This is a genomic window from Geobacillus sp. WSUCF1 (assembly GCF_000422025.1).
Taxonomy (GTDB): domain Bacteria; phylum Bacillota; class Bacilli; order Bacillales; family Anoxybacillaceae; genus Geobacillus; species Geobacillus zalihae.
Genome location: NZ_ATCO01000236.1, coordinates 1 through 3,216 on the forward strand (window position 1 = coordinate 1; position 3,216 = coordinate 3,216).

4 protein-coding genes and 2 tRNA genes are annotated in these 3,216 nt (G+C 54.6%); 1 reads left to right on the forward strand and 5 read right to left on the reverse strand.

Annotated elements, in window-relative coordinates; genetic code table 11:
- A partial coding sequence (locus I656_RS00655) for an AarF/ABC1/UbiB kinase family protein (protein WP_020756833.1) occupies positions 1-1,167 on the reverse strand: 1,167 nt, incomplete at its 3' end.
- A 51-nt stretch (positions 1,168-1,218) separates the two neighbouring features.
- Positions 1,219-1,518, reverse strand: a complete 300-nt coding sequence (locus tag I656_RS0116975; RefSeq protein ID WP_025950623.1) for a phasin family protein — start codon at positions 1,516-1,518, stop codon at positions 1,219-1,221.
- Positions 1,519-1,667: 149 nt separating this feature from the next.
- Here I656_RS0116975 and I656_RS00650 point away from each other — a divergent pair, with 149 nt between their 5' ends.
- Complete coding sequence (locus I656_RS00650; protein ID WP_033006834.1) at positions 1,668-2,516, forward strand: MBL fold metallo-hydrolase; 849 nt, start codon at positions 1,668-1,670, stop codon at positions 2,514-2,516.
- Positions 2,517-2,652: 136 nt separating this feature from the next.
- Here the strand turns inward: I656_RS00650 and I656_RS00645 are convergent, their stop codons facing one another.
- From I656_RS00645 to I656_RS00635, 3 genes are all read right to left on the reverse strand, one after another.
- Complete coding sequence (locus tag I656_RS00645) at positions 2,653-2,859, reverse strand: heavy-metal-associated domain-containing protein (RefSeq protein ID WP_020756836.1); 207 nt, start codon at positions 2,857-2,859, stop codon at positions 2,653-2,655.
- A gap of 143 nt (positions 2,860-3,002) precedes the next feature.
- A tRNA-Ile gene (locus I656_RS00640) sits at positions 3,003-3,076 on the reverse strand.
- Positions 3,077-3,085: 9 nt separating this feature from the next.
- A tRNA-Tyr gene (locus I656_RS00635) sits at positions 3,086-3,167 on the reverse strand.
- Positions 3,168-3,216: the final 49 nt, after the last annotated feature.

A 3,216-nucleotide genomic window follows, 5' to 3' on the forward strand; every position in this document is an offset into this window, starting at 1 on the left:
GCGAAATGCCACCGAAAGCAAATCCTCGACGGCTTCCCCAAGACTGATCTCACCGAGCGGGACGCCGTAGTATTTCTCCCGCAGCTCGTCAAGATCATCGCGCAATTTTCCTTCATCGACTCCGTCAGGAACAATCCCTAAGCCGTAGATCGCACCCAACACCCCATCCGTGTTTTGCCGCATTAAGGCGATGATGAGTGAAGAAAGATGATGTTTGACATGGGGGCGAAGGCGGCCCATCAAGCCAAAGTCAATGAAGGAAAGCGTTCCATCGTCAAGAACAAATACATTGCCAGGATGAGGGTCGCCATGAAAAAATCCATGCTCAAACATTTGTTTAAAGGTTGCTTCAGCCAAACGCTCGGCGATCGTTTTTAAGGAGTGGCCGTTCGCTTTCAGCCGCTCGAGCTCCCCAAGTTTCATTCCTTCGACATATTCCATCGTGAGCACGGTTTTCGTCGTATAATCCCAAAACACCTTCGGGACATACACCGACGAATCGTCGGCAAACTGCTGTGCAAACCGTTCCGCATGGCGCGCCTCGACGGTATAATCCAGCTCCTGCCGTAATGAACGCGCCAGTTCATCGACAATTTCAGACAATTGGTAGGTTGCCGCCCAATCGAGACGACGTTCCGCCAGCACGGCCAAATCTTGCAAAATTTCCAGATCCGTCTCCACCCGCGCAGCGATGTGCGGACGCTGCACTTTCACCGCCACGGCTTGTCCGGAAGGAAGAACCGCCCGGTGCACTTGTCCGAGCGAAGCGGCAGCGAGCGGCGTTTCGTCAAATGAACGAAACAAGGTTTCAAGCGAGCCCCCAAGTTCTGTTTCCACCCTCCGGCGAACGTCGGCAAACGGAAACGGCGGAACTTGGTCTTGCAGTTTTTCGAGCTCGCTGATGATCGGAGCGGGAATCAAATCCGGCCGTGTGCTGGCAATTTGCCCGAGCTTCACGAACGTCGGGCCGAGCTCCTCGAGCACAAGGCGGAGCCGCTCCCCAACCGTTTTTCCTTCCTTTTTCCCTTGCTCCGCTCTCCATCGCGGCGGCAAAGAAAGAAAAGACGAAAAGCCGAGCTCATCGACGATCATCCCGAATCCGTGCCGAAGCAAGGAGACGGCGATTTCGTGATACCTTCCGATATGGCGCATCCGTTTTCCGATCATCGGGACATCTCTCCTAAGGCGGCAAAAAGCGAGCGGACAGGCCGCATCGGTTTACTGCCCGCTTTGTTCTTTTTCCTCCAGACGGCGGATTCGCTCTTCAAGCTGCCGCACGTCTTCTTTTGTTGCCAATTCAAGCTTGTCGATCACCTGCTTGATTTGCTCGCGTACAAGCCGCTGCACTTCCGTTTTCCGCGCTTCGGTCTGCTGCTTCCATTGATCGATCACTTCCTTCGATTCATCAAGCGACAATTCGCCTTTTTTGACAAGCTCGTCAATGATCTTTTCCACTTGTTCTTTGCTTGCAATCGCCAATCCCAGCCCGAATGCCAATCCTTTTTTCAAAATGCTCATTCGTTTGCAGCCTCCTTGTGCCATTGTATTTTCCTTATTGTACCATTCTTTGGCGATCCATGTCGAGCTAGACGGCAGCTCTTTTGTATAGGAGACAGGTCGATGCGGCATGCTATCGTTGGACAACGATGCAAAGGAGGGGGATTTTAATGGCTGATGAACCGTTGCATTACGGAGAAGACTATCATGTTATTCCCGCGACGTCTTTGGCAAGCGGCGTCGGCGTCAGCGTGCTGCCCGATTTGTACTGCCATACGATCCAAATCGTCAACATTTGCCTCGTCGGCCGCCCTGGCGACGGCGCATTCGTCTTGATCGATGCGGGAATGCCGGGGTCAGCGGACGATATTATTTCCGCTGTTGAAGACCGCTTTGGCAGCGGCAGCCGCCCGCAAGCCATTATTTTAACCCACGGCCACTTTGACCACGTCGGAGCCTTAATTGAACTCGTCCGGGAATGGAATGTGCCGGTGTACGCCCACAAAGACGAACTGCCGTATTTAACCGGCAAAGCGCGTTATCCCGAACCGGACGCGTCCGTTGAAGGCGGACTTCTCGCCAAAATCTCGCCGTTTTTCCCAAACGAACCGATCCAGCTTGGCAGCCGCGTCCAACCTCTACCTGAGGACGGCACTGTCCCGCATTTGCCGGAGTTCCGCTGGCTGCACACCCCCGGGCACACACCGGGCCACATCTCCTTGTTCCGTCCGCGCGATGCGGCCTTGATCGCTGGCGATGCGTTTGTCACGGTCCGCCAAGACTCACTGTACAAAGTATTGACCCAGCAAACCGAAATTACCGGCCCGCCGCGCTACTATACGATCGACTGGACGGCCGCCCGCGAATCGGTGCGCAAATTGGCCGCCCTCTTCCCATCGGTCGCTGTCACGGGACACGGCGCCCCAGTAGCGGGAGACGAGTTGCGCGATGGGCTGACGAAGCTCGCTTGTGATTTTGACCGCATCGCTGTCCCAGATTACGGAAAGTACGTCCATTAACGGAGCGATCCCGCCGGCGCTTACAATGGGAAATGAAAGGCTTCCCGGTTTGAAATGATCAGCGGCAGGCCGTGGCTAAGAAAAAAGGGTGTCCCAATCGGACACCCTTACACTGTCGACAACAGCCGCCAATTTGCTACTGAAAGCGGAATCCGTGCTGCTGCAACGTCAAGACGATGCGTTCCTTCGAAATCTTTTTTTCATCAAATTGAACCTTCACTTCCCCATCTTCCGTGTCGACGAGCGAGCGCTCCACGCCGTCGAGCCCACTAAGAAGATGTTCAATGCGCGCAATGGGCTGCGGCGACGTCGCCCCATCGATATAAAAGGTAGCTTCAGCCATCCTCTTCCCTCCTTCCGCAAAAACATGCCGTTCCCCGCCGCTTATTTTGCCCGATTCCCGCCCGCATAAACGGGCCTATCGCTCCGTTAGCGATGGCATAAAAAAAGATGGCAAGAATTGCTCTTGCCATCTGTCATAAAAAATGGGCCTAAGTGGACTTGAACCACCGACCTCACGCTTATCAGGCGTGCGCTCTGACCAGCTGAGCTATAGGCCCGTTTATGAATGGAGGGGGACGGATTCGAAACGCCGAACCCAAAGGGAGCGGATTTACAGTCCGCCGCGTTTAGCCACTTCGCTACCCCTCCATAAATAAAAAATGCCGACTGCAGGACTCGAACCCGCAACCTACTGATT

Coding starts and splice junctions, on each gene's coding strand:
- I656_RS0116975 (WP_025950623.1), bottom strand. CDS start 1,518: ATGAGCATTTTGAAAAAAGGATTGGCATTCGGGCTGGGATTGGCGATT.
- I656_RS00650 (WP_033006834.1), top strand. CDS start 1,668: ATGGCTGATGAACCGTTGCATTACGGAGAAGACTATCATGTTATTCCC.
- I656_RS00645 (WP_020756836.1), bottom strand. CDS start 2,859: ATGGCTGAAGCTACCTTTTATATCGATGGGGCGACGTCGCCGCAGCCC.